The 23945-nt window shown below is 40.8% G+C and carries 20 protein-coding genes; all 20 read right to left on the reverse strand.

Translation table 11 applies throughout. The features are described from left to right. Window positions 1-162 precede the first annotated feature (162 nt). A complete protein-coding gene (locus LSG37_RS00875) occupies window positions 163-756 on the reverse strand; it encodes a sugar transferase (RefSeq protein WP_233077974.1) in 594 nt (197 codons plus the stop codon). Beyond that, window positions 749-1915 (reverse strand): DegT/DnrJ/EryC1/StrS family aminotransferase, encoded by a 1167-nt coding sequence (locus LSG37_RS00880; RefSeq protein WP_233077975.1) that lies wholly within the window; start codon window positions 1913-1915, stop codon window positions 749-751. The genes LSG37_RS00875 and LSG37_RS00880 overlap by 8 nt, the downstream gene beginning before the upstream one ends. A gap of 13 nt (window positions 1916-1928) precedes the next feature. Further along, window positions 1929-2531 (reverse strand): GNAT family N-acetyltransferase, encoded by a 603-nt coding sequence (locus LSG37_RS00885; protein ID WP_233077976.1) that lies wholly within the window; start codon window positions 2529-2531, stop codon window positions 1929-1931. Then, window positions 2532-3737: a glycosyltransferase family 4 protein gene (locus LSG37_RS00890; protein ID WP_233077977.1), complete on the reverse strand. Its 1206-nt coding sequence runs from the start codon at window positions 3735-3737 to the stop codon at window positions 2532-2534. Next, a complete protein-coding gene (wecB, locus tag LSG37_RS00895) occupies window positions 3737-4867 on the reverse strand; it encodes a non-hydrolyzing UDP-N-acetylglucosamine 2-epimerase (protein WP_233077978.1) in 1131 nt (376 codons plus the stop codon). Before wecB (LSG37_RS00895) ends, LSG37_RS00890 begins: the two co-directional genes overlap by 1 nt. A 2-nt stretch (window positions 4868-4869) precedes the next feature. Further along, on the reverse strand, window positions 4870-5976 hold the full coding sequence (gene wbjC / locus LSG37_RS00900) for a UDP-2-acetamido-2,6-beta-L-arabino-hexul-4-ose reductase (protein WP_233077980.1): 1107 nt from the start codon (window positions 5974-5976) through the stop codon (window positions 4870-4872). A gap of 3 nt (window positions 5977-5979) precedes the next feature. Continuing rightward, window positions 5980-7014: a polysaccharide biosynthesis protein gene (locus LSG37_RS00905; protein WP_233077981.1), complete on the reverse strand. Its 1035-nt coding sequence runs from the start codon at window positions 7012-7014 to the stop codon at window positions 5980-5982. Window positions 7015-7023: 9 nt separating this feature from the next. Then, window positions 7024-8220: a glycosyltransferase gene (locus LSG37_RS00910; protein ID WP_233077982.1), complete on the reverse strand. Its 1197-nt coding sequence runs from the start codon at window positions 8218-8220 to the stop codon at window positions 7024-7026. Between the two features lie 3 nt (window positions 8221-8223). After that, window positions 8224-9246: an EpsG family protein gene (locus LSG37_RS21345; RefSeq protein WP_366515537.1), complete on the reverse strand. Its 1023-nt coding sequence runs from the start codon at window positions 9244-9246 to the stop codon at window positions 8224-8226. Then, complete coding sequence (locus LSG37_RS00915) at window positions 9247-10251, reverse strand: hypothetical protein (protein WP_233077983.1); 1005 nt, start codon at window positions 10249-10251, stop codon at window positions 9247-9249. Between the two features lie 25 nt (window positions 10252-10276). Further along, on the reverse strand, window positions 10277-11464 hold the full coding sequence (locus LSG37_RS00920; protein ID WP_233077984.1) for an oligosaccharide flippase family protein: 1188 nt from the start codon (window positions 11462-11464) through the stop codon (window positions 10277-10279). Between the two features lie 118 nt (window positions 11465-11582). Beyond that, on the reverse strand, window positions 11583-12527 hold the full coding sequence (locus LSG37_RS00925; RefSeq protein WP_233077985.1) for a Wzz/FepE/Etk N-terminal domain-containing protein: 945 nt from the start codon (window positions 12525-12527) through the stop codon (window positions 11583-11585). Between the two features lie 83 nt (window positions 12528-12610). Then, the gene (locus tag LSG37_RS00930) at window positions 12611-15253 is read right to left on the reverse strand and encodes an SLBB domain-containing protein (protein WP_233077986.1); all 2643 of its coding nucleotides are present in this window, start codon (window positions 15251-15253) and stop codon (window positions 12611-12613) included. A gap of 500 nt (window positions 15254-15753) precedes the next feature. Beyond that, a complete protein-coding gene (wecB, locus tag LSG37_RS00935; RefSeq protein WP_233077987.1) occupies window positions 15754-16878 on the reverse strand; it encodes a non-hydrolyzing UDP-N-acetylglucosamine 2-epimerase in 1125 nt (374 codons plus the stop codon). Window positions 16879-16970: 92 nt separating this feature from the next. Continuing rightward, the gene (locus tag LSG37_RS00940; protein WP_233077988.1) at window positions 16971-18386 is read right to left on the reverse strand and encodes an MBL fold metallo-hydrolase RNA specificity domain-containing protein; all 1416 of its coding nucleotides are present in this window, start codon (window positions 18384-18386) and stop codon (window positions 16971-16973) included. 130 nt (window positions 18387-18516) lie between these two features. Beyond that, complete coding sequence (locus LSG37_RS00945; RefSeq protein ID WP_233077989.1) at window positions 18517-21228, reverse strand: PKD domain-containing protein; 2712 nt, start codon at window positions 21226-21228, stop codon at window positions 18517-18519. Window positions 21229-21396: 168 nt separating this feature from the next. Next, window positions 21397-21885 carry a DUF2802 domain-containing protein gene (locus LSG37_RS00950; RefSeq protein WP_233077990.1) on the reverse strand — a complete coding sequence of 163 codons (489 nt, stop codon included), beginning with the start codon at window positions 21883-21885 and terminating at the stop codon, window positions 21397-21399. After that, window positions 21885-22379, reverse strand: coding sequence for a chemotaxis protein CheW (locus LSG37_RS00955; RefSeq protein ID WP_127021573.1), 495 nt, complete (start codon window positions 22377-22379; stop codon window positions 21885-21887). The genes LSG37_RS00950 and LSG37_RS00955 overlap by 1 nt, the downstream gene beginning before the upstream one ends. A gap of 40 nt (window positions 22380-22419) precedes the next feature. Next, window positions 22420-23163 (reverse strand): chemotaxis protein CheW, encoded by a 744-nt coding sequence (locus tag LSG37_RS00960; protein ID WP_233077991.1) that lies wholly within the window; start codon window positions 23161-23163, stop codon window positions 22420-22422. 1 nt (window position 23164) lies between these two features. After that, complete coding sequence (locus LSG37_RS00965) at window positions 23165-23944, reverse strand: ParA family protein (RefSeq protein WP_233008846.1); 780 nt, start codon at window positions 23942-23944, stop codon at window positions 23165-23167. Between the last annotated feature and the right edge of the window lies 1 nt (window position 23945).

The raw sequence follows: 23945 nt of genomic DNA on the forward strand, positions 1-23945 counted from the left end.
AACAAAGGTAGCACAAACCTATACCCAAACAGAGCATTTGTGCTACCTACTTAGATAATAAACCTTGCCCAAATAACACTTGCAAAAATATTTAAGAAACAATTAAAAAGAACATTAACAATCTCATTAATTCTATAGCGTGTCATAGTATCTAGTATCAGCTTACCGCCGAACTATCTTCAACAATGTGGCGAAGATTATTTCAAGATCAATTAATACGCTATTATTTCTAACATAGTCAACATAGTAGCGTTGCTTTATAGGTAATATCTGTTCGATATAAGCTTGACGCGGATCGTCATACTTAGCAAGAATCTCATTCTCGTCAACCATCTCGATAGACGCTCTATCTGTAATACCAGGTCTAACCGACAGTACTTCTTGTCTAATAGCGTCGGGATAACAATCTATAAACTCTTGAACCTCAGGCCGAGGACCAACAAGGCTCATTCTCCCAATCAACACATCTATCAATTGCGGTAATTCGTCGAGCTTGAACTTACGTAAAAAAAAACCTGAACGAGTAATTCTAGTATCCTTCCCAACAGTTAATCGACCTTCACCCTCCGTGTTTGTCTTCATTGTCCTGAACTTATGGATAAGAAACGGTTTTCCGAAACGCCCTACTCTTTGCTGCCGAAAAAATACTGGGCCTGAGGAATCAAACCTAACCCAAAGAGCTATTAGTAATAACAATGGCAGCAGGGTCAAAAGACCACATGCGGCAAATAAAAAGTCAAAACAGCGTTTAGACATTTGATAACACCTGACGAACTGCAGCAATAACTCGTTCCTGATCTTCTTTAGTCATCTTGGTGTACAAGGGTAATGATACTTCTTGTTCAAAAATACGCTGGGCAACAGGGAACATTCCTGGAGTTAATTGATAAGTATCGCGCCAGTACGGATGCAAATGTAAAGGTATAAAATGAACCGAACAACCGATCCCAAGTTCAGCCATTTTCTCAATAAAAACACCTCGTTCGATACCACTTTCTACTTTCAATTTCATTGGATACAAGTGCCAAGCGTGCACATCTCCCACAGGAGCATTTACTGGTAACTCTAAAGGTAAATCAGCCAACGCTTCCTGATATACAGACGCCATTTGTTCGCGCTTTATTTGAAAGTCAGGGAGACGCTTTAGCTGATGAATACCAATCGCGGCGGAAATATCAGGCATGTTGTATTTAAATCCTGGCGCTATAACCTCATAAAACCAAGCTGGTTTTGTAGATACATAACGGTCAAAAGCATCCCGACTAATACCATGCAAACGCATAACTTTACAGCGTTGAGCAAGCTCAGGGTGTCGGGTAACAACCATCCCCCCCTCACCTGTGGTCATAGTCTTATTTGCATAGAAACTAAATACCGTAATATCGCTTTCGAGCGTACCGATCATCTTACCTTGATAAGTTGTTGGTAATGCATGCGCTGCATCTTCAATAATTTTGATATTATGTTGTCTAGCCAACGCAATGATTGGTCCCATCTCACAAGCAAGACCAGCAAAGTGCACAGGCATTACCGCTTTAGTTTTACTAGTAATAGCTTTGGAAAAGCTATCTGCCGTCATGTTAAATGTTGTTTCGTCAACATCGACCATAACCGGCGTAGCGCCAAGGTAACGAACAATTTCAGCAGTTGCCGTAAAAGTATAAGTTGGAACTATCACCTCATCATCAGGACCGATCCCTAAGGCCTCCAAAGCCAGATGTAAACCAGAGGTCGCTGAATTAACAGCGATAGATTCAAGTGTCGGATCACCCAAAAATGCAGTAAAATCAGCTTCAAACTGTTTAGTCTTGGGACCTGTAGTAATCCAACCGGACCTAAGCGAATGAGCTACTTCGTTAATTTCTTCTTCACCAATCTCAGGCAAAGCAAAAGGAAGAAAATTATTTGCTGACATAAAGCCTCAAAAATTATATCGATTTGACTAAACGTAACATTTGCCGACGATCCGGCTGAGTAAATTCATTTTCAATTTGGTAACCAGCTTTTTGATAAAAAGCCACAACGTTATCATTACCAAATTTATCAGTTGTCAGATACAAGCCATCTAGACCGGCTTGACGGACTTGCAACTCGAAGTCCCTAAGCAGAGCTTTACCGATCGACTTTCCAGACATGTCGGGGCATACAGCAATACTGCTCAGTAAAGCATTTTTCTTAAGAGTCTTGGGTTTATCTCCTTTATAGAAAAGCGCGTAATAAAGCTTCTTGACTACCTTTGCTGGGTTTTTGAGAATACTAGGTAGTGCTGCCAGCAAAAAACCATGCCACTGTTTTTTTCGCAAGACGCTGAAAAAAACTTCTGGTGCAACAGAGCCTGCAGCAAAACCGACAATACCTCTTTCAGGATCAACAGCAACTCTCATCAAACCATTAGGCTGATTTATAAATGCGGAATACATTTTTTTCAAAAATACAGGCCCTAGCATTGTCAGAAAAAAACCCTGAAACGCCACAATGTGCGTGGAGACAATAGCTTCAACGTCAGCCTCTGTTGCTTGTCTTATATCCATTTATTTAACAGCCTTAATAATTACTTCAGTAAGTTTGCTGTATCCAACTGCGGACGAAAATTTGTTCAAATACAACGTTCTTGCGTTACGTCCCATTGTAGACCATTCACTACGTCTGCTAAGCAGCACTCTAATAGCCTTTCTAATGCTATCTACATTACAAGGTTCTGCTACTTCGCCAGCTTCTGCATCGACTATCAATTGATTTGCTTCACCACCAACAGCCATAAGCAAAGGTTTTTCCATTGCCAGTGAAGATTGAGTCTTAGATGGAATAGTAATTTGAAACAATGGATCATCTTTGAGATGAACAACTAAAACATCAGCGCGAGCTAAAAAATCGAAAACCTGAATTGATGGAATATAGTCACCGATTTTAACATTGGTATAACCATGTTGGACAACAAAATCTTGCAACTTCTGTTTTTCTACTCCACCACCAACCATCGTCAAACTAAGCTCTGTATCAGAAAACCCGCCTGCAGCCTCAACTAATGCGAAAAGCGACTGTGCAGCCCCCATATTACCAGCATAAACCAGTTTTGCACTTCCATTAGACGCGGTATTCTGAGTCAAATCTGACACAACAGCTTCAATACGTTGTTCTTCCGGACACCAGTTATAAACGACATTGATTTTTTCATCGCAAACTCCTCTTGCAATAAGGGCATGACGAAAGCCTTCAGACAACACGACTATTTGCGAGGCTTTGTTGTAGATCAATTTGCACCAAAAATCGATAAACTTTAACAGCATCCCTTCTTTATTCATTCCTGTGGCAATCAAGGCATCAGGCCAAAGATCCTGAATATCAGTAACAAATGGAACCTTACGGAAAAAGAGCATTAAAAAACCAATGATTCCTGTTGTCGATTGAGGATGATAGGTATATACCAAATCTGGCTTTTTCGTAAATAATGCTGTAAACAGCGCCATAAAAGTAAATGACAGATAAGTTGCAGCCCTTGAAACCTTAGATTTTGAGTGTGAAATGTGCGACCAAAGTCGCACAATTTTGACACCATCTACATGTTTAACTTCTTTAAATTTTACTTTATAGCCATCAAAGACTTTACCTTTTGGGTAGTTTGGAAAAGTTGTTATTACCTCGACGTCATAACCCAATGCTACCCAGTGTTTCATCAGAGCGAGTCCTTTGATCGAGTATTCAGGATCAAAAAGCTGGCTGATAAATAAAATCTTCATTAAAACTGCTTCCAAACCACCCGCATAACATAATCCCGATAGCTGTGGACAATCCTTACCACTTTATCGGATACATTTGGCATGCTGTAGTCATAAACAGGGCGCAATAAGCGCACGTTACCTGACGGCTGACTTTCCAGTACCTGCAAGGCCTGAAACACACGTTCAACTTCGAGCCCGACCATCATTACTGATGCTTCCTCAAAAGCTTCTGGCCTTTCGTGGGCTTCGCGTATATTTAGCGCAGGAAAGTTCATAATAGAAGACTCTTCACTAATAGTACCGCTATCAGACAACACTGCTTTTGCTAATTTCTGCAGCTTGTTGTAATCGTGAAAACCCAGAGGCTTTAGTAATTGAACCAATGGATGGAAACTCACTCCTTGTTCTTCTATACGCTTACGAGTACGCGGATGAGTCGATACGATTACGGGCAAGCCATACTTTGAAGCAAGGCCGTTTAAGATATCAGCTAATTTATGCAAATTTTTTGGTGTATCTACGTTTTCTTCCCTATGAGCACTGATCACAAAAAATTCACGCTCTTTTAATGACAAACGTTTTAATACATCTGAGGCATCAATTTGAGCCATGTAGTGGTTTAACACTTCAAACATTGGACTGCCAGTCTTGATCACTCTGTCTGCTGGTAATCCTTCAGCAAGCAAATAATCTCGTGCAATAGAACTGTACGTGAGATTAACATCTGCAGTGTGATCTACAATACGACGGTTAATCTCTTCCGGAACCCGCATATCAAAACATCTGTTGCCAGCTTCCATATGAAAGGTAGGGATCTTACGACGTTTAGCTGAAATTACCGCCATACAACTATTCGTATCGCCAAGAACCAGCATGGCATCTGGATTAACCTCTGCCAGAACCTTGTCTACAGTGATAATCACATTGCCTATCGTTTCTGCACCACTAGAACCAGCCGCATTAAGAAAATAGTCTGGTTTGCGTACACCTAAATCGTCAAAAAAAACCTGATTTAACTCAAAATCGTAGTTCTGTCCTGTGTGAACGATAATATGTTCACAATGTTGATCTAGCGCAGCCATGACTCTGGACAATCGAATAATTTCAGGCCTTGTACCTACAACAGTCATTACTTTTAGTTTGTTCATTTTTATACCTTATATGCGACAGTATCAGGGTTTTGACGATCAAAGTTTTCATTTGCCCAAAGCATTACAACAAGCTCATCGTCGCCAATATTAGTCACATCATGAGACCAGCCAGGTACGGTTTCAACAATTTCAGGACTATCACCTGAAGTTACTATTTCTAGGATTTCGTCAGTAATAATGTGCCTAAAACCAAAACGAGCTTTGCCTTTAATCACCAGAAATTTTTCAGTTTTCACATGATGATAATGACCACCTCTCGTTACACCAGGATGCGCAGTGAAAAAAGAAAACTGGCCGGAGTCTCTCGTTTTTAGCATTTCAACAAAACAACCACGTTGGTCTTCATGCTTTGTAAGACTATAGTTGAACTTGTTTGGTGGAATGTAGCTAATGTAAGTTGCATAAAGCACACGAATAAAACCGTCCCCCACAGGCTCAGTAATAAGACTTTCTCGGCTATCTCTGAACTTATACAACTGCTCAACAAGCTCACCCAAAGTGACCTGATAAATCGGCTCAACATTAACATACAACTTATCGTCAGGTTTACGATAAAGTATTTCCAAGAAAGACGTAACCACCGCCCCAATATGCACAAGTGACAAATGTACAGAAGGATCATTAACCTGTATTGGCAAACCGCGGCTAATGTTATGACAAAAGGTAGCTACCGCAGAATTATAATTTGGTTTACACCATTTGCCGAATACATTGGGCAGGCGATAAATATAAACTTTATTGCCCGTTTGCATATGCAGATTTAACAGATGCATTTCTGCTTGCAATTTGCTCTTACCGTAGGCATTTAAGCGCTCAGCCTGAGTCGAAGAGCTCAAGACAATTGGTATTTTGCGACCTGACTGTTTAATAAATTCACACAAAGTTGCTGTTAGATCAGCATTGCCGATAGCAAACTCGTTTTCATCGACAGGACGATTAATACCTGCCAAATGAAAAATAAAGTCAGCTTGACTTACCATGTCCTTAAGCTCGTTCAAATCAGATTCACGAGTAAAGCGCAGAATATCTATGGCTGAATTTCGCAATAAACTGATACATAAATTTTTGCCAACAAAGCCATCAGCACCTGTTACTAAAACCTTCATATGTTAGTCCTCTGCAATTGCCGATTCGCCACGAGCTATCGCTTGTACAAAATCAAGCTTCAATAACAGTTGCTTCATACCCTCTACATCCAACCGCTCAGTGTTGTGCGAGTTATAATCTTCTAACTGGCTAACTTTTTGGTCACCAACATCAAAAAACTTTCCATAGTTTAAGTCGCGGTTATCTGGTGGTACGCGGTAATAATCGCCCATATCTATGGCGCAGGCCATTTCTTCTCGGCTTAAAAGTGCTTCGTAAAGCTTCTCGCCATGGCGAGTCCCAATTACATTGACCTCGTGACTTTCATTTTTCATCAGTTGTAATAGTGCTTTAGTCAGAGTATCTATTGTTGCAGCAGGAGCTTTCTGCACAAAAATATCACCATTGTCGCCATGTTCAAATGCATAAAGCACTAAATCAACAGCATCTTCCAATGTCATCATAAAACGTGTCATTTCCGGATCTGTGATAGTAATAGGCTTACTATTTTTAACTAAATCAACGAACAAAGGTATAACTGAGCCACGGGATGCCATCACGTTGCCATAACGTGTACCACAAATCACTGTTTTTGCAGAGTCAAGATTGCGAGCTTTCGCAACCATGACTTTTTCCATCATAGCTTTAGAAATACCCATAGCGTTGATTGGATAAACTGCTTTATCAGTACTTAAACAGACAACACGAGCAACGCCATTAACAATGGCCGCTTCTAACACATTCTCAGTACCCTGCACATTTGTTTTCACCGCTTCCATTGGGTAAAACTCACAGCTAGGAACCTGTTTCAACGCAGCGGCGTGATAGATAAAATCCACCCCACGTGTTGCATTTAAAACACTATTGTAATCTCTCACATCGCCGATGTAGAACTTCAACTTTGGATGATTATACTTCTTACGCATATCATCTTGCTTTTTTTCGTCTCGACTAAACACACGAATCTCTGCAATATCGGTATCCAGAAAACGGCGTAATACGGCATTACCAAATGACCCAGTACCGCCTGTAATTAATAATGTTTTATCTTTAAACATCTCTATTCCTTATGCTAAATAATGTAAAATCTTTTCAACCTGTTGCAGAGGCATTTTATTATTTAAAATAAACTGCTTAGCATCCGCACCTTTTTTTTTCAGTTCCGATGATTCTAATAAAGCAATATAACTGAAACAACTCGCCATGCCTCCATCAACATTTGGAATCGTATAAACGAATTCATAATATTCTGTTGATATGCCATCAAGCTTATACATCAATACCGGAACTCCTGATGACATGTATTCAATTACCTTTGATGGAAAAGAGTACTTAGTATACTCGGAATTATTGTTTCTAGGATTGACTAATAACTTAGCCTTGTGCTGTTTGGCAAGCGCCTGTTCTCTAGGCATTTGGCCAAAATACTTAATATTAGGAAAATCAGCAGCAACACGCTCAACATACTCTCGCTCTGAACCGTCACCACAAATATGTAATTCGTGATCCACAACCCCTGAATCTATATATGACTGAATCAGGTCTCTAATCCCATATCGCGAATCTAAAGTCCCTGTGTAAAGGAAATAATTAAGAGTGTCATGTTCTTCGATTTGAGAAATAAAACGCTCATCAGCTATACCGTCGATCACTACCGAAGGAAGCTCATCTGAAAACGAATTTTTCATATGTTCTGTCAACAAAACACACAAATCAGCTCTATTTACTATAGCATAAGAAATTTTCGAAAAAATTCCAAATACAAAAGCGGAAAAGCCTTTTCTAGCAGCCATAAATTCAGGCAAATCTGGAACTATTATACAAACAGTAATGCTTGGATTAATCAATTTTGCCATATAACACGCGATTAAAAAAGGAAGATGCATTGAATAACAGAACAAATAATTTTTTTGTTCTCTATTTTTTTTCACCTCGGCCAAAATTGCTGTAAGAGACTTATAAATTCTGAAAAAGTTTTTTAAAAATAAGAAATTAAAAAACGATAAATTTACTACTTTAACTCCTTTCAATGACTCTACTTTAAGGTCTGCTGTAAACAGCATTTTTTTATACAAAAAAGGATAAGAGCCGACGAAAGGTAGATTAATGACTGTGACATTCTCAACTCGCTGAGATTCCTTCAAACCTTGAATATAGTTTTTTTGTAAATTATCTGCCGCATTTTGAACAGGAGAAAGAGTATCAACAAGAACTTGCCTTACCAAAGAATCGGTAAAAACTCCACCTAAGAATAAAACATTCATAAATCAAACCACCGAATTAAATATAATATTTCTATTAAACAAAGGAAAAAGTGACAAATCCATTACAGGGTATATAAAGTAAAAAAACAAAAAACAAACACACAAAAAAACATACGCAGAAACAAATAAATGATTTACCTTTGGAAAAAAAACTATATTAAGGCAGTAAAAAACATTGAAAAAAATCACATACCGTAAAACCCTTATAAATATCTCCGCTTCAAAATATAAAAAAACGAAAAAAAATGAAACGAGATTCATGTTAAATATAAAAAAGGACATTTTAACTAAATAATTTGGATATTTATTATCAGCGATAGATAAACAATGCATTCGAGCTATAAAGATTGCTATTAAACTAAAAAAAACATGAACTATTATCTTATATACTGCTGATTGAAGTGTTACAGCATACATATCAAAATGAGATTGAATAGCGCTGGGCAACGCTACGGAAGTTCTAAACGGTATATAGATCAACACTATTACACTAAAAAATATAAAGAACTTTCTCAAAGAGAAAAAACCGTTAACAGGAACGAAATAGAAGATCAAAAAAACTATAGCTGACTGATGGAAAGTTGTCGCCAGCAAAACAAGTAGAACAAAAAACAACCTTCCTTGAAATGTTCCCTTCAATAATTCGATTATGCCTTGTAAAATGATTACAAAAGAGAGAAAATTTCTCATAAGAACATAATCAATAGGGAAAAAAACCATTCCAAACACGAGTAAGCTGAAAACAGGACTGACTGATGTTTTCAATAAATAACGACAAAATAATAACAGTGTAAAGAACGATAATAAGATCTGAAATGCCTGATAATCCAAATTGAAATCTTTAGCTAGCAAGTTCAAATAGCCATAGCCGATCTCTAACCCCCACGAAAACAGGAGCTCTCTTGAGAAATACATTTCATATGCATCTCTATCCCCATTCCAGGAATTCCACCCATACATTACCCACATTACAAGTAGTAATACGCAGGCTATAGAACATGATATCAGTCTGTTAACGAGCATCATCTATCTCATAAATCGTTCTTTTAAGCTATATAGTAGGCTTTTTGTTAAACCTAAATTTAACTTGTCTCTAATTAAACGTGAAGCCTTTGCTTTTAACGAAAAAAATCTAGGATCGACGATTATATCTGAAACAGCGTCTTCAAATTTCAGATCTATAAGTAAAGATTTTGGATGAATTAAAGGAAAAACCATTGGTTTAGTATCTAGATTACAAAATCTTTTTAACATTAAATCTGTTGAATCTGAACCTCCGTGTGTTGAATCATCATCAATACCTATATTTTTTATCTGATTGTACTTTGGCACAATAGCAAAAAGATTATGGACTCGAATACTGAAGCTCATCTGGTAATCCCAAGAGTAAAACCGACCGTTTAACAGCTTATGTTCGAGTTCATATTTTAGATTATACGTATCTTGAATATAGAGTTTTTCAGATCTATATTCATGTCGTACACGTTCTCTTAAATATACATCTTGGTATAGTTTTAATTCACCGTCATAATACTTTAAAAACTTTTTAGACCATGATGCCCAGCCGCATGGCATCATATTCTTGGTGATGACATAGCTTGCACCGTTTTCTGGCTCATAGCTTTTTAAATAATTAGTGCCACAAACCCAAAGAATACGTTCTTCATTCTCATACCTATCTTTCATTTCTTTACAAAATTGAAAAAATGTTAACTCAGGTAAATTATCATCTTCTAAAAAGATAGCAAAGCTTTCCTGCTCAAAAACCCATCTAGCACCTTCAGCAATATTACCAAAAACGCCAATGTTTTCTGTTGCATATTTACGAACAATCTCACATTCCCATGTAATCTCGCTCTCTACTAATCGCCTACATTCTTCTACTAGCTTCTGTTCTGAGTCATTTCTACCCGCATCAGATAACAAATAAATGCGCATAGGTTTTACCTTCGATATCTGCCGAATAATTTCAACTGACTTATCTATACGTTTAAACAGAAACAAAACAACAGGAACATCAAAATCATTCATTAAAATATCTCAGCCAGTATTGTCATTAATATTGACTAAGCAGTTTTCTTTTCTTTATTTGATAAAAACAAAAAAGAATTTCTGCAAAGCCAGCTAAAACCATTGAAAGAACAACAGAATACATACTTTCATAAAAAAACAACAACAAAGAACATATTACATAAAAAGAAACGAACGAGACAATCTGATTTCTAAAGACCAAATCATACATCATCTTGGGTATAAAAATAAAATATATGCAAGCACCAACCACTAGGTAAGTTACAATATTAAAACTCATTATGATTGCAACATAGTATGCGTCAATCAATTTATCCTCAGACAATATATCAACAACATAGTAACCAAAAACAACAACTGAAAAAATAGCAACTATAGCAAGAAGGCTTTCAATAATTATTATTCTTTTTGCAAGTAAACCGACTGGCAGTCCGACCATTTTAGGAAATAGTGCAGCATTTATATTAGACACAAGTAAGCTAGGTACCGAATATATCTTATTAGCCAAATCATAAATTGCTAGCACTTTCATGCCAAATAGCGCCCCGATGATAATCTCGATGCTTTTCTGTTTAAATGCATTTGCAGCAGCGCTCCAAAAGAAATGTTTAACCTCCACGAACAAAGAAAAAACTTCTCTAGTAGAAGAAGAAACAAGCTGCACATCAAATTTATAATATATGAAAAGATAGGATACTATAGCAGACCCAACATTCGCTAAACTGATAATCAGTGCATATATATATATATCATCAGCTTTTTCCAAAAAAACATACATAAATGGCAGCGATACAACTTTAAATAAAAGTTGTATAACTGTTAGATATTTCATTTTCTGTTTTCCTTGAAAAAACCAAGAATGAAGGAAAATAGATGAAACACAATTAATAAAACAAAAAACAAATAACTCTTTATTATTTTTAAAAATATCGAAACTGTAAATTAATCCCAAAAACAAAACGACACAACTTAAAAACAATATACTTTTACCTAAAGTAACAAGCGACAAAATTTTCGAGTGTTCGTAGTTATCACCAAGTGATACTACCTTTGCCGCATGCATGTCAAAACCGAAATTAATAATTACAGAAAAATAAGCTATTATACTGGAGAAAAAAACATACAAACCGAAAGCCTCTAAACCAACTACTCCCAGCACGAATGGATAAATCAAAAGGTAAAAAAAAGTATTAACAATCTGCAATATAGTCATATGCGCATAATTCGAAATAATTGCGTAATTATTTCGAAGCAAAGAGTTAAAGCGCGTTAACAAAATAACCTCGGTAGAAAAATTAACTTAAGCCAGATACAGATAGAAATATAACAACTCATGTTCTATTTCTATGTGTGTTTCTGTAAGTATTTAATGCCATCAAAGAAAGCAAACTGAATGTAAGACCAAAAATAAATCCTATAATCGCGATCAGTGATCTACGCGGACTTACTCTATTTTCAGGAGCGACAGGAGGATCTATGGTTATAAATACATATTCCTCTTTAACATTGGCTAGCATCAATGTTTTTGTTTGCTCTTCAATAAGCGAGTATAACGCTGCCTGTATACCTGTAACGTTAGTTTTGTTTAATTGAGCCTGTAGATAATTGATGCTTGCTGTAGAGTCATAGATATCTCTCCGACGCATCTCATCGTTAATATCATGAATTAACAGTTTCAGCCACTTCTCAGCAATATAGGGAGAATAATGGTCAATACTTATTTTCACTATATCCGTAGTTTTATCTCTAGAAACATTTAAAATGTCAATGAATGACTCATGAGCTTCTAGCAAAGAGGGTTTAGGCTTAAAAGGAAGTTTTACTTTTCGCTTCCATTCATTATTCGAAGAATCATATACATTAGAATCTATTATAAGCTCATTACTGTACATATCCCAGCCATCTACAGCCATTAACTGTACAAGAATGTTATTTTTTTCTATAAATTGACTAATAAAATCGCGGGATTTTATTATCTCTAAAGCAAGCACAGTATTATTTTTTCCGCTACCTAGGCCATTTAAGTTAATTCCAGCTATTGCCGCAAGTCCACCGAGTTGGCCTGGTATTTCCATACCTGCACTAGCGGTTACAGGCGCTAAAAGCGCTTCGCTTCTGTAAATATTAGGCAGCGACAATGCGTATAATATAAAAGCGATAGAAAATATAGATGTTACAGAACCAATGATCCACTTTCCTCGCCATATATGGCTGACAATATCACTAACGCTAATAATATTACCTGTATGTAACTCATTAAAATTATCTTTATCCATTTCGAAGACTCTTTTGCTAAATCAGAATCATATAATCACAAATGTTGCATCAAACACCATTTAGACGATACAAAAGGCTCTACTTAAAAACTATTTATCGCAGCAATTGCAACAGCAGACTGATAAAAAATCTGAGTTACAGCAGTCCACAATGACAAGCTATCTTTATACTCAGTGTCAACAGGCACAATAATGGTGTCACCAGGCTCTAGTTGTGACCCCTTAACTGCAAACCATCCTTTAGCTGAGGGCATTACAACTGAACCATTTGCTTTAATTACATAAATACGCTCCTCATCTGCACGTTTACGTAACCCACCAGCTAAGTTTAAGTACTCTTCTAGTGTCATATTATCTTTAAATCTATGGCTACTAGCATGTTGAACTTCACCTACAACAGAAACTGTATAGTCTGTTCGAGGTATATAGAATAAGTCGCCATCTTCCACCGGAATATCAGCAGTTACATCTCCAGCTAAAATTGCTGGAACATCAAGTACCAGACGGCCTACAGGAGGTTGTCTCTCTAATTGATTAATCATTAACAGAGCATCTTGCGGTGAGGTTTGGATGCCAGACTCAGATAAACTTTTTGTAGCGATGTCGGCTCGTAATTGCTCTGTAAGTTTCTTAAGTTGCAAACGTTCACGCTCTTTTACACTTTCACGGGTATAAACGACACCCTGCATAAATGCACTGCGGCTTAGACCTCCAGCACGTTCTATAACATCAGATAACATTTCTCCACGTTGAATGGTATAACGGCCGGGGAATTTAACCTCACCACGAATTTCAATAGCCCGCTCAATGTTCCAGTCTGGAATAGGAAACACACTTAAACGATCTCTGCTTTGTAGCATGAATACATCATTTCCTTTAAAGGATGTTTCAAGGTTCACAGCTATATTTTTTACTTCTATAGAATTACTGTCACGATTAACACCTTCAGCTCTGGTTAATTCGGCACGGCCTAAATAGGCTGACTCAGTTAAACCACTGGCGGCGGTAATTAAGTGTTTTAAATTCGCACCTTCAACTAAGGGATATTCACCAGGAACTTTCACCTCACCACTCACCCGAACCAGCAAAGGTGAAACGCCATTTCTTGCCTGCATTTTTAGCTTTTCAATAAGTGGATACATCAGCTCTGTACGATTAAAACTCGCTGATAAGCTCAATAGCTCACCATCATAATAAAGCTTTAACATCACTTGCTGCATAATATCTGGTAATGCACTTTCGCCAACACTTATTCCGACTTCAGTCTGATCAAACATAGCGCGTTTAGGTTGGCTATCATAAAGCTGAGCATCAACAATTTTTTGACCGGCAATTGAATCGGTAGCACTTAAAGAAGCACGTCTAGCTACCCGGTTTTCGTTTTCTTGCACTAAGTTGTTAAAACCGACACTCGATAGATCATCACTGGCAGCCCAACGCATCTCTTCGCTGGTGCTATATCTTTTTTGCACTTGTTTGCGTAAATAATCATTTAAGGCGTTTCGATTTACAGCTTGTTCTGCGTAGTTAAAAACTAAAACCAGATCACGGGGCTTTAATTCAACATTGTTGGAGCCTGTAGGCTGTTCGACAGCATTAGCTAACGCAAACTGCATTACTTTTACATCGCCTGCGTCATTGGTTTCACGCACAATCAATGCATAATCTAGATCTGCAGTCATATGCAAATCAGCCCAGAAGGATTTAATCAGGTCATTGACTCTTAAGCCTTGTCGCCATGAATAATGACCAGGCCGCACCACGGCACCTGCCAAAGTAACCTGATGTTCGACTCGTGGTGAGGTTGCGTACACCCTTAATACATCGCCGTCACGCAATGACATTTGTTTGTTAACTGCATTAGTAAGGTCTAGGTTTAACAAATTACGTAAATTATTGCTATCAAAGCGCTCTAACATTACAGACTGAGGATAGGCACCTGCTTTGGTGCCGCCAACCATAGACAATAGATTATCTATGGTCTCGCCTGACTTAATTTCATAAATAGCTGGGCGTTTTACTTCACCTGTCGCTTCAACTGTGGCTTTTAATGGTGCAACAAAAACCACGTCACCATGCTTTAGTTGAACGTCGGCGCTGTTATCACCACGCAGCAATAGATCGTATAAATCAAAACGGGCGACAGTTTCACCATTGCGCTTAATCTGAATATCTCGCAAGCTGCCTATTTCGGAAACACCGCCAGCCACATACAAAGCCTGGGTGACATTAGTTAAAGCGGAAACTGCAAACATACCAGGAGTTTTAGCTTCACCTGCAACAAAGATATTGATAGTACGTAATTTACCCATGGTGACAACTGCATCAACACCTATCATGGCTTCACGCACTTTATTTACTATAAGGTCAGAGGCTTGGGCGACAGTTAAACCATTAACATTAACAGGGCCTATTTCTGGCAAGCTTACTGTGCCAGTGCGGCTTACTTTTAATTCATCACTGCTGTTCTGTTTACCGAATAGCTGTAATAAAACAATATCGTCAGGGCCTAAACGATAGTTTTCTGCTACAGGAGCATTATCTATAGGAGCGAAAGTACTAATTTCAGCATCAAACATAGCCATACCGAAACGTCGGGAAGCGGGAGTAGCCGCTACTTCCGGAGCAGGCTTCGCCCGCTCTGAATTAAGTGAATTTTGCTGTGGTGCTAAAACTTGTGGTTGAGCCTGCTGAGTTGCTGAAGCGCCAGATGAACCGGCTGGCAATTCAATACCATATTGCTTAGCTAAGCGTTGCTGCTCTGCCGGGGACAAGTTTTGGAACTGAGCTATCATGGCTGGTGACGGTGTAACAGCGAAGACAGGCAAAGCGGTAAACAATGCAGCAAAGACAGTGATTTTTACAAATTTCAGCACCTACAACTCCAGATTTTATAGTAGTTAGATCCAGCAAAAAACTTCGTCTAGTTTACCTGCTTTAGCTGTATTTCCAAGCAAAAACTGGCCTGAACACAGCGAGAAACTATGATTATTAACTTGTTAATTACAAATAGTAAGTGCATTTACCCGCAAACAGTTTCTTTTAAATACACAAATTAATACAAACGGCGTAAAGCAGAGTTAAAGCAGAAAGTTTTTCTGCACATCCTGATGCTACTTGTCCTTTAAGGCTTTTCACTAAAAACCGGGCGGGACTTTAGCGAATTCCGTTGTGCTTGTCTATCAGAAAAAAGGTGGACATCATAAAGAGTTCCACCGTCCGTTTTTTAAAAACCTGCTTTTATCGCCTCAATAATACGTTCACAAGCTTTGCCGTCGCCATAAGGATTATGGGCATAACTCATTTGTTCGTAATAGGCTTTATCAGTTAATAACCGGCTGACTTCTCGCACTATCACATCTGCATCAGTGCCTACCAGTTTGACTGTACCAGCAGTCACTGCTTCAGGGCGTTCTGTGGTGTCGCGCATGACCAATACAGGTTTACCTAAAGATGGGGCTTCTTCCTGAATACCACCAGAGTCGGTCAGCACTAATGTACTGCGGCTCATCAGGTAAACAAAAGGCAGATAATCCTGAGGTTCAATTAAATGAACATTAGAAGTGTCGCTTAATAACCGAAATACAGGTTCGCGTACATTCGGGTTTAAGTGCACAGGGTAGACCACGTCTGTGTCGGGGAATTGCTGAGCAATTTGTTTTAAGCCTGCACAAATTTGTTCAAAACCGTCACCAAAGCTCTCACGTCTATGGCCTGTAACCAGCACTAAACGACGGCCGTTTAAGCCATAAGGGAATTGTTGCTCAAAGTTTTTGGTTAAATTGGCATCGCCATCAATTTTTGCCACCACCTGATACAAGGCATCAATCACAGTATTGCCAGTCACCACTATACCTGCAGCATCAATGTTTTCTTTCAACAGGTTCTGTTTTGACGTCTCAGTTGGCGCGAAATGCAGTTTAGTTAAAGCACCAGTTAACTTACGGTTGGCTTCTTCTGGCCATGGGCTGTAAATATTGCCGGTGCGAAGCCCAGCCTCCACATGCCCCACAGCGGTCTTTTCATAATAACAGGCTAAAGCCGCAGAAAAAGTGGTACTGGTATCACCGTGTACCAACACTATATCGGGTTTGAAATCGCGCAATACAGGTTTGATGTTCAACAAAATACTGGTGGTGACATCATACAGATCTTGCCCTGCTTTCATGATGGCCAGATCGTAGTCCGGCACTATGTTAAACAGCTTTAGCACCTGATCGAGCATTTCTCTGTGTTGGCCAGTCACACAAACTTTGCTTTCAATACCAGAGGTTTCTTTTAATAAGTTAACTAAAGGTGCCATTTTAATAGCTTCGGGTCTGGTACCAAACACACTCAATACTTTTATCATAGGGACTTCCATTAAACTGAAACTGCTGAAATGGTATCAGAGTTTATGCGATGGCGGCAGAGTAAAGTGCACTAGCTGAACAGGAACTTAAACTATCCAATCACCACTGTATGACCTTTCGCTTCAAGCAGTCGTTTCAGCTCCAGTTTGGCGTCACTATCTCCATGCACCAGACGGATTTGCTCCGGAGCTTTGTGCATCTGTCCGACAAAATGCAATAAGTCTTGCTGGTCGGCATGAGCAGAATAACCACTAAGTTGTAGCACTTCAGCTAGTATTGGGTAGTCTTCACCATCGAGCTGCAGATAGCCCCCTGTTTTTGCATACTTAAGTAATGCAGCCCCCGGAGTGCCACGTGCCTGATAACCCATAAACAAAATTTGATGGCGCTGTGAACCCAATAATGCTTTCAGATAATTCACTACCCTGCCGCCAGCACACATACCGCTTGCAGCTATCACTATCGCTGGCCTGCCTGTATCTGCTAAATGTTGTACTACTTTTTGGTGATCATCATGACTTTTGACAGTCAACAGTTGCTCAAACTGCAACGGGTGCCGGCCACTTTGTAATCTCTGTTTTGCTTCGTCATCCCAGAACTGTTTTAACTCTTTGTATACAGAGGTAAAGTCTGCCGCCAGGGGCGAATCGACAATAATATCCAGTTGCTCCCAGTCCAAACTTTTATGAATTGGCTGACCTTGCATGCGGTGAACTATATCTTCCAACTCGTAGAGCAATTCCTGAGTGCGACCTATGCTAAATGCCGGGATCAGCACTGTGCCATTATCACTCAGTGCTTTTTCCAATACCTGCTGCAAACGATGCTGACGTTGTTTACGGTCCTGATGGTTTTTATCGCCATAGGTGCTTTCAAGCACCAGTAAATCAGCATAATCAAGTGGAGTCGGATCAGGCAATAATGGTGTATCACGGGCTCCCAAATCGCCTGAAAAAACAGCTTTATACAAGCCAGGCAGTTGATCCGGCTCTGTAGGCGGGATTTGATGACGAATTTCTACGTAAGCAGAACCTAAAATATGTCCGGCGTTCTGAAAACGTACCTGCACACCTGATAAGCTTGCTTCTAATTCATACCAGCAGTTGTAGTCACAAGGTCGAATTTGGCGTGATACTGCTTTGAGAAAACCACTGATCAGGTTTTTATCTCTGGTGATGCCCATTTTTAATGCGTCTTCTAACACCAGCGGCAGCAGTACTGCTGAGGCTTTACTGCAATAGATAGGACCTTGAAAGCCTGCGGCTATTAAATAAGGAATACGACCAGCGTGATCAATATGCACATGAGTAAGCAGCAGCGCCTGAATACCATCGAGAGGAAAATTGATTTGAGCACAATCGGCTCCTGCTTTGCCCCTGCCCTGCTCTACGCCTTGAAACAAGCCACAATCGATCAGAACGCTTTGTTGTTCGTTAAAAAAATACTGATGGCAAGAACCTGTAACTCCGTCTACGGCGCCATGATGGATAAGAGTAGGGTGATACATAGCTTAGCCCCGGCATGGGTCATCCTTGTTCCCAAACTATAGTTGCTGTCTCTGAAAAGTAAAAAGCCACCTCAACATGAGATAGCTTTTTCAGTTGAACCACAGCGAAACTGTGGTCTTGCTGCCTTACTTACAAACCAACTGCAGGTTCTTGGTTAGGTTCAACCAAAGTGCGTGCTGCTGGTTTTTTACCTGTCGCAAAACTTGTACTGCTGCCCGACACTGTAGATGAATCGGTTTCTGTTACAACTGCTGTTTCATTCCAGTAATCAAAGGTTATCTCTTCGTAAATATTGATACGAGGTCCTAAGCCGTTCGCGATATACCAGGGAGATGTGCTGCTGTCTCTGCGATCTTCAATTTCAAACACATAAATACGTGGTCCAAGTATACCTTCAGCCGCTTTCAGTAGTCGCCATTGGCGCTGAGCGCAAGGTTTAGTGTTGTCATCGGAGCACATCCAGCGATTGATAGAGACAATAGATACATCGTCAGACATTGCATCTTTTGTCCAGCCTAAAGGCGTATTAAACAATGGTTCAAAGGCTGGCGGCGCATTGTTGGCACTGCCCATCTGATAACCTGAGCCATCCTCCAGCAACTGCCAGCCAAAATATGCCGATCCGTTATCCCACAATAACACATCACCATCCCAGGCCCTTTTGGTCCATTGGTTGATCGTGGTCTGCCAGTACATGTCATCTGGGTTGGTTTGATCAAAGTTTTTGAAGTCACTGCCATCCAGGATCAGCGCATAATCTGCTTCTGCAGCAACTAAATTGCCTTCCGCATCATAAGACGAACTGAACACCTGCACGTCTGTGCCCAACTGATCCAGTTTGATCACTTGCACACTGGAACCATCCGCAAAGGTTAGAACAAAGGTGCCCAAAGCATTTACTTCCCACTCAAAGCTTTTATCCCGTACCAGCGCCATACCAGTACCGTCTGCATTGACATCAAATATATCTGCAAACATTCCTGCATAGCCAAAATCCGGGTCCCCGGCATAATAATAGTGCTCAAACACCCAGTCGCCTGCCATATCTGCCTCGGCAAATTTAATGTCACCTAATTTGTCTGCGTTACGCAACAACTGATCAGAAGTGGTTTCCAGCGTAATACCCTGAGTAGAAATAATAGTGCCACCAGGTAGCTGCACCGGCGTCAACAATTCAAGAACCGAGGACGTAATACGATAGGTGTCTGTTTTTTCGCCTTCAATAATTCGTTTCATCGAAGCGGTATAAGGAATACGTCTGACCTCTACCTGATTAAACCCGGCACCACGCAGTTGTGTCACCTGCTCCTGAGTTAGGCCTGCAACACCGACAGCAGTCGTCGGATAAGAATAAGGGCCTGTATCTCCGGTGTAACTTAACTCAATGACACCATCTATCAGTTCCCAGTCAAACTCATCGACACCACGGCCATAAGTTTCTGCACCTGTACCATCTGCATTGAAGTCATATCTGTTACCACCACGGGATAAGAAACCTTCCGCTGCGGGGAATACTTCAAAGTAAGTACTAGCTAAACTGCTTTCGTCCACTGGCGGAGTCAACTCAGGATCGGCGATGATTGCCTCTATAGTGGTTGTGATAATACCTGGTGTTGTGACTTCAGCAGCAGCGACGTAGCTGTTGTACGCTTCTGTATTGGTCAGCAGTTCAAGCACATTGGTCACGCCTTCAGGTAAAGCAAAAGCGCCGCCCTGAGCCACCAGTTTCACCACTGCAGCAGCTTCAATTAATTCATCTGGGCTGACTGACTTTTCAACCAGTGTAAAGCTATCCAGATCTGTTGGAGCAACGCCGCCATTCCCTGCAATAATCAGCGAGTACAACGCAGTAGATACCGCATTGATAGCTATGCTGTTTGGGCTAGAGTCGTCCGCTAATTCTGACGAGTCAAACAGGCCTGCAATGACAGATGACAGCTTCGATGCCACTGATGACTCGACCACTGCAGCATCAGCATTAAGGCCTGGCACAAACTTATAGAACTCCAGGCCAGTTACCGTAACAGAGCTCGCTGTGATATCGGCAAATAAGTTGGTTTCATCATCATCAGCTTGTAATGGCAAACTGAAAGCACCTGCTGCGTCAGCCGTTGTGCTAAAGGTTTCACCTGCCAGCACGCCACTAATTTGGGCATTGGCGAAAGACGCATCAGACACAGTTCCTGACACTGTAAAGGTTGTCATCATTTGAGTGACGGTAACCACACCTGCAACTGATGAGGTTTCTTCATCGTCATCTGTGACTGTGACACTAAAAGCTAATTCTGTATCTTCCGTGACACTGGGAGCAGTAAAGCTGAGTGCTGCGGTATCAGTGCCAGTTAGAGTAACGGCCGGGCCTGCGGTTTGTGTCCAGTTATAAGCCGTGATCTCGCCATCTGTATCTGTTGCAACAGCAGTAAGGGTGACAGCTGATTTTTCAGCTGCACTTTCAAAGGCAGCTGTAACAGCGGGCAGAATATTATTGGCAATATTGACAGTAACATTGGCAGTTGCTGTTTGATCACCACTGTCGGTGACTGTTACGCGCAATACTGCGGCCGCATTGGCATCCACAGCGGGGGCAGTAACACTCACAGTCGACGTTGAGGTGTTGCTAAGGTTGAGCGTAGGGCCTGATACCTGAGTCCAACTGTAACTGACAATTTCATCATCATCTGTTGCTGTGGCAGCTATGGTGGTTGTTCGGCTTTCTTTTAATGCAACTGCTGCTGCGACTGACACTGTTGGTAATTCGTCTTTATCATCCGAACCGCATCCCGCTAACACTGCAAATGCGAGCATACTGAGTGAGATGTGACCTAAGATCTTGTTTTTCATAGTGACTCCTTGCGGGTAATTCCCACGTGAGTCTAGACAACAATCACTATTTCGCCAGAAAAGTAGCCTTATTCCCGATCGCGAAGACAAAGGAAACCAGCTTGTAAAAAAATTGGATTTGATAAAATAAAAACAATTTACAAACTGTTATATCAAATAACGAATGGTTTACTTAGATTGCTTATGCAGATTAAAAAGCAGTTCGGCTTCCGCCTGTGGCAGTTCACATTCGAGCATAATTTCATCCAGGCTGGCGCCCAAATGAACCATTTTCATCGCTCTGCTGTAAATTTTTGATTCCGGATCGAACAAATGTAGAGATTTTTGTTGTTCAGCCAATTCAGCGACCTGCTGCATTCCCTGGCCTAAGTGGCTCTCCATAGTTAACACACGCTGGCCTACGCCAATCACGGTCGAGCGTAACTCTTCCACATCCTGATAGGCACGTTTGAGCTGCTGTGCCTGTTGTTCCAATTGCTGACTCACTAGTTCAAGGTTTTGTTGCTGCTGCCAACTGGCCGCAGCGTTTTCGTTGATAATAGCCAGCAGCTTCTTGGTTTGACGAGAAGCAACAACAGCCATCACTACAGAAAGCAATAAAATGGCTGCGATCCCCAGCAGCCATATCCATGAAAATTCAGTCAGAAAATTAGCCATTAAATGCTACGGATCTCTTCCCATTCATCATCAGACAGCAGCTTGTTCAGATCCACCAGGATCAATAACTCGCCATCACGATTCGACACGCCCTGAATAAATTTAGCGCTTTCGTCTGTGCCTACGTTTGGCGCTGTGTCAATTTCAGACTGCTTCAGGTAAACCACTTCAGCTACGCTATCGACCATAATGCCAATGACCTGACGCTCAGATTCAATGATTACAATACGGCTGTTGTCAGTGACTTCTGACGGAGGTAAACCAAAACGGGCACGGGTATCTATCACTGTGACCACGTTGCCACGCAAATTGATAATACCCATGACATAATCTGGCGCACCAGGAACCGGAGCTATGTCTGTGTATCGCAGAACTTCCTGCACCTGCATGACGTTAATACCGTAGGTTTCTTCCTGCAGCTTAAAGGTCACCCATTGCAGCACTAAGTCTGTGACTTCTTTAGTTTTGCCAGATTGTGCTGTTAAATTACTCATGCCTAGCTCCTACCCAGAGGTTAAATTCTTGTATTCTTACTCAGTGCTGACTGTTCATTCCCTTTGCCAGTAAGGCAATCAGGGCATCGACATCCAGCAAAGCACACATATGTTCTTTAATTAAACCAGCGAGCCATGGCCTTTTGCCTTCGGTCTCCCGCCACTTTACTTCGTCTTGCTCTAAGGCAATTGTGTTGACCAAAGTATCACAAGCCAGGCCCCAATGGCTATTGCCCAGCATAATAACATATTGATAGTTTAGCTTTTCTGCCAGCTCTTGGTCATATTTTTCTGGCATCACCCAAAGCGCTGTATCGACCACATTAATTTTTTGTTCGCGGTACAACATCACACCTTTGAGCCATTCAGGCTGACCAGGTAAAGAATTAATGGGCATAACTTTGTGAATGCCGCCCAAGGCTTTCAGTGGCAAGGCGATTTTTAAACCCGCCACAGTAAAAAACAACGCCTGAAAACGACCTTTTCTATACTCTTTTACCACTGGCGCAGCTTTGACTACAGGAGCTGCAGGAGCAACTTTGACCTGTTCAATAACAGGAGCCACTGGAACTACAACTGGCGCTTTAACAACAGGGGCTGTCACTGGTGCGACAACCGCAGGTTTTGCGACCACCGGTGCTTTAACAGGAGCTGATACCGGCGCCAGCAGTTCATTCAGTTGCTGTTTTTTGGCTTGCTGAATAGGCGTTTCGACCACGTCATCGGTCAATAAAGCATTTAAATAATGCTTCATGACTTTTTGGCTGGCTTGTAAATCGCTCATCTTAGTTCTCCGGTGCTAACTGCAATAAATAGGTTAGCAGCGTATTGTATGCAAACACACCCCGCGACTTAGGCGCGAATACAGGCGGAGGGGTCTGAGCCAGACTGGCGTCCCGGAATTTAGTGTCAATAGGAATCACTGCAGACCATACACGCTCCTGATACTGAGCTTTTAAAGCCTTGTAAGCATCCAAAGAGGCTTTGGTTCTTTTGTCGTACATAGTCGGCACTATGGTAAAGGCATAATCCTGCGGCGATGAACTATGCATCAGTTGCATAGTGGCAATCATCCGATCCAGGCCTTTTAAGGCCAGAAACTCAGTTTGTACTGGTATTAAAATACGGTCGCAGGCTGCCATGGCGTTGACCATCAGCACACCAATGACTGGAGGGCAATCAATCAGCACATAGTCGTAATCGTTTTCAATTTTTTGCAGGGCTTTTTTCAGAATGAGGCCCATACCGCCTTGCTGACCATGGGAACGGTCTAGCGTAGCCAGCGCCATAGAGGTAGGTAAAATATCCAGATTAGGCATACCGCTTGGGCACATGGACTGCAGTATTTCTTCGCCAGTGATGTCTTTACCACGCAGGAAAATGTCGTACACACTGACTTCCAGCTCTTCGGCGTCGATACCAAAATAGTAGGTGAGTGAGCCATGAGGGTCAGTATCGATCAGTAAAACACGATGCCCACGCTGTGCAAGCAAAGCGCCTAAAGTGACCGTAGTGGTAGTTTTACCAACACCACCTTTTTGATTTGCGATAGTCCAAACAACCAAT

Source organism: Rheinheimera soli (assembly GCF_021290985.1).
GTDB classification, from domain to species: domain Bacteria; phylum Pseudomonadota; class Gammaproteobacteria; order Enterobacterales; family Alteromonadaceae; genus Pararheinheimera; species Pararheinheimera soli.